Genomic DNA, 3817 nt, shown 5'->3' with positions numbered 1-3817 from the left:
GATAAATTACGCCAAAACTTTGGAATACGAAGACTCTACCAAATTTTAGACAGCCTAAAGTATGAGTATGACTATATTTTGATTGATTCACCTCCTAACTGGCGTTTTTTCAGCCAAAGCGCTATATATGCCTCAGATGTTGTCCTTATTCCAACGAAGCATAACAACATCTTTTCGCTAGAGAATGCTGCTGTGGCTATCAAACAGTTTATTCCTCAAGTTCAACAATCAAGAAAAGATGGTGGGCCGATTGCACTACCAATTTTCTTCAATGGTGAAAGTATTACGGATGCAGGGCGTAATACTGCACATAAAGCAATAGAAGAACTTATCAAACAAACCCCAACCAGTAAGTTTAATTTGCGTCCTTATTTTTATCCGCGTTACACTCAAGCGAAGCAAGATAGACATATTTTTGAACTACCTAGCTATGCTCATATAGCTAATGCAGCTTTTTCTCGCGTACCCGCTGCCTACAAAGATAAAACAGCTCGTAATTACTATTTAGAATTAGCAAAGGAGTATTTTCTACAGTGAGTAACTTAACTGATATTGGCAACCTGATGCACCTGTACATGGATCAGATCCAAGCTGGCGAAGGAACAGATGCCCCTGAGTTTTTGATTACCGCTACTGCCAAAAAACTCACTAAGTCGGGTGGTCGTAATTGGGTTCCTGTAATTGTTAAAGAAACTGGCGAAGACCAATATGAAGTCATTGGTAACTCATTTATTTATGCTGTTGTTGAAGAAGCTGGATTAGAGAAGGTCTGGTGCATTATTGCCGATCCTAGCGACGAATCTGTAGAACTGACTAAAGTCTTAGCAGGCGAAGTAACTCCAAAAATTAACCTCACTACAGCTACACGAGATGATATTAAGGCAGCGCTTCAGTATCTAATTGAAAAACCCGGTACCGATCTCAAGAGCGTTAAGCTTCTGATTGCTACCGATCGTATTGATGAAGCTCCTCGCCAGTATTGGAAGACATTAGAGCCAATTACAAAACTTAAGTGTGGTATTACCACAGGTAAAAAACTCAATGCTTTGAAGGAAGTTTTTTACTTAACCCCTCAACCCATGCCTGAAGTCATCAAAGACTCTACTACCTTGAGTACCTTAACGGCTGGAGAGTTAAGAGATATGGCTAAGAAGCGCGGGATACCTGGCTACAGCAAGAAGAAGAAAGACGAATTAGTTAAACTACTCAGTTAGTAATAGGGGTAGCACTAGCGCTCGATAGGATGGAGGCAGGCGACTTCAGCCCTAAGTTAACCCCACAACAGCAACAAAAGCTGAATGAACATTATGCCAAGTTCCCCAGAGCAAAACAGAAGAAACGCCCGAAAATCGACTGGGCCACGGAGCGATCGCGGTAAGGCGATCGCCCGTCACAACGGCGTTAAGCACGGGCTACTGGCAACAAAACCGCCCCTTCTTTGTAATGACGATCGCGAATGGTTTGATGAGATGGTGGCAGGTTTGATTGAGAAGTATCAACCTCGCGACCCGATTGAATATTTACTTATCGAAACGATTTCGATGGGCTGGCTGCGTTTGCGTCGCCTTTGGGGTATTGAGGCAGCGGTAGGCGACGTGGCCATACTGAAAATCAAACAAAAACTATCTGGGAAAAGTTCTGAGCTGGAGAAGCGCCGCATTACTAAACAGTTGGCGGAGGCAGAGACATCTGCTGCTGGATTGTCCCTGTCTGGCGAACAATTAGCGCGATATGAGCGGCTAATTAGCCTCCAATTGAACGATGCCATAGAAAAATTGGAGGAAATAAAGCGAAAAGAACGGGAGTTAGCTGCTTCTATGGGTTTGCTTGGTATTGGACAGTTTATGAGTGATCGTCTAGGCTATGACGTTGAAAATAGCTGAAACCCTTACCGGAAGCAACACTAATCCACTTGGATGAGTGTCTGTTTATATTCCGATAGGCGATCGCCTCCCAGCGTTTTGGACATCCCATGAACGCTTGGACATCCCATGAACGCCGACAGAAACCGTTGAGCATTAGCAGAGCGATCGCTTAGTCCGGGCATGGGATGAGCATGGCGGATAGATTAGTGATGTAGTCCCGGTCAAGCCAGCCCATGACTAATGAACAGCCCCGAAAGTGGTATCAAAAGAAGCGTTTTCTTCTGATACTTGTTGTATTTTTCCCGCCACTAGCTATCCCCTTGATCTGGCTTACCCGATGGAGCCGCAACGCGAAAATAGGAGCAACAGTCCTTTCAACATTAATTTTGATGGTAGCGATCGCTGGTCAACCTAAAACGCCTGAAACCACCAGTTCGCCCCCTGTATCTCCTCCTGTTGTTTCTGAGGTATCGCCCGCCCCTACCGAAAGCCCATCCGAGGTTGCCACTCCATCTCCTGAAATTTCCAGTACACCTGAATCAAAACCCTCTGCGCCTAATCTGGTTGCGGTGGAACCAGATCCGAACGATCGGGTTAACAAATGCGGAATCGTTAGGACTGAAAGCACTTCCCTGAACGTCCGGCAATCCAACAGCGCTGATGCTCCTGTGATTGGTGTCTTGAGTAATGGCGAACAAGTCACAGTAAAGTATATTGGATTGAAATGGTTTTACGTTTCCGGCTCGTCCGTAACTGGTTATGTGTCAGGGGAGTATATCGCCGATTGCTCAGATACACCAGAACAGTCCGAACCTACGCAGATACCAGAGCAGGCATCGCCAGCGCCAGAGGCTCTAATCCCAATTCGTAGCTCACAGCAAGGAATCTGCCAGTGTCCATACGATACAGATCGCCGTGGTCGAGAGTGTGGAGGAAGGTCGGCGTACTTCAAGCCTGGTGGTGAGAATCCTGTTTGTTACAGGTAACAATAGCCTGTGAAAAGAAACCTTTTCAAAGACAATCACGTACCTTCAATAACCATGTTTCAACAACCCGAACCAGAACTTGACATTACAACCCTAATGTCAACCGGCGCTTAAATCCCTGCTGGCTGGACTGGTAAGAAAAAGATTTTTATGAAGCGTGTTTAGCGATCGCCTTCTGTTTTGGAACTGCTGGAACTATTACTAGCAAAGACACCCATCCCAGTGGATGAGTGTTTCTATTCAATCGCTGCTGGAAGGGTGATCGCGCTTATTCTAAATTCCCTGCTTTCTTGACAGCCTCTTTCAAGTCTTCAAAGGTAATATTACCCTCTTCATCGTGATACGTCGCTAGCAGTACCTGGGGGCTAGTACCTGTTTCTGCTGAAATGACTGCATTTAACGCAGGGCTTAAATAAAGCTCATTACTCGATACTTTGCCATCTTGATCGCCATCCAAGGTATTAAAAAGAGATTGAAGCTCTTGCTCAGTTGCCATAAGTTTCTATCAGAATTAGTTTTTTCAATTCAATATCCCAGAATGTTTAAAAAGATGCAAGGAAAATTACCTACCCTGGCAGATACAAGCTGCTGCTGTCGTTGGGTCTGGCATGAAGATAACGGCTGGTAGTTGCTACACTTTCATGCCCTAACGTCGCCTGCACTAAATGGATTGGTGCGCCCCGGTCGAGACTATGGGAAGCGTGAGCATGGCGTAACCAGTGCGGCGATACCTTACCTTTAATCCCAGCGCGTTTACCCGCCGCTGCCACAATCCGATAAACCTGCGAGCGGTCGAGGTGATGACCATCGGCATCGCCTTCCCTGGATGGAAATACTGCGTCATTGTCGCTGCCATCGCCGCGCATTTGGGACAGTTCGTTCCATACCCCCTCTGGCAGTAGCACAGTCCGGGTCTTCCGTCCTTTGCCGAATAACGTTACCTGACCCGAATCACCACGGGAGTTT

7 protein-coding genes are annotated in these 3817 nt (G+C 46.1%); 4 read left to right on the top strand and 3 right to left on the bottom strand.

The genetic code is table 11. The annotated features are described in order from the left end of the window. From H6F74_RS12570 to H6F74_RS12560, 3 genes are all read left to right on the top strand, one after another. Positions 1–537: ParA family protein (locus H6F74_RS12570; RefSeq protein ID WP_190441426.1), on the top strand; the 537-nt coding region annotated here is incomplete at its 5' end. Then, positions 534–1214, top strand: coding sequence for a Rho termination factor N-terminal domain-containing protein (locus tag H6F74_RS12565; protein WP_190441423.1), 681 nt, complete (start codon positions 534–536; stop codon positions 1212–1214). The genes H6F74_RS12570 and H6F74_RS12565, both read left to right, overlap by 4 nt. Positions 1215–1298: 84 nt before the next feature. After that, complete coding sequence (locus H6F74_RS12560) at positions 1299–1883, top strand: hypothetical protein (RefSeq protein ID WP_190441420.1); 585 nt, start codon at positions 1299–1301, stop codon at positions 1881–1883. Positions 1884–1903: 20 nt separating this feature from the next. Here the strand turns inward: H6F74_RS12560 and H6F74_RS12555 are convergent, their stop codons facing one another. Then, complete coding sequence (locus H6F74_RS12555; protein ID WP_190441417.1) at positions 1904–2047, bottom strand: hypothetical protein; 144 nt, start codon at positions 2045–2047, stop codon at positions 1904–1906. A 51-nt stretch (positions 2048–2098) separates the two neighbouring features. On the opposite strand from H6F74_RS12555, the gene H6F74_RS12550 reads away from it, so the two are divergent. Then, positions 2099–2851, top strand: coding sequence for an SH3 domain-containing protein (locus tag H6F74_RS12550; protein ID WP_190441413.1), 753 nt, complete (start codon positions 2099–2101; stop codon positions 2849–2851). A gap of 268 nt (positions 2852–3119) precedes the next feature. Here the strand turns inward: H6F74_RS12550 and H6F74_RS12545 are convergent, their stop codons facing one another. Together H6F74_RS12545 and H6F74_RS12540 are read right to left on the bottom strand one after the other, a co-directional pair. Then, positions 3120–3347 carry an EF-hand domain-containing protein gene (locus H6F74_RS12545; protein WP_190441410.1) on the bottom strand — a complete coding sequence of 76 codons (228 nt, stop codon included), beginning with the start codon at positions 3345–3347 and terminating at the stop codon, positions 3120–3122. A gap of 70 nt (positions 3348–3417) precedes the next feature. Then, on the bottom strand, positions 3418–3817 hold a 400-nt coding region (locus tag H6F74_RS12540; protein ID WP_190441407.1), incomplete at its 5' end, for a tyrosine-type recombinase/integrase.

Source organism: Trichocoleus sp. FACHB-90 (assembly GCF_014695505.1).
GTDB classification, from domain to species: domain Bacteria; phylum Cyanobacteriota; class Cyanobacteriia; order Cyanobacteriales; family FACHB-T130; genus Funiculus; species Funiculus sociatus.
The sequence above is the reverse complement of the archived record's forward strand: the minus strand, read 5'-3'. Positions and strand labels throughout refer to the sequence as shown.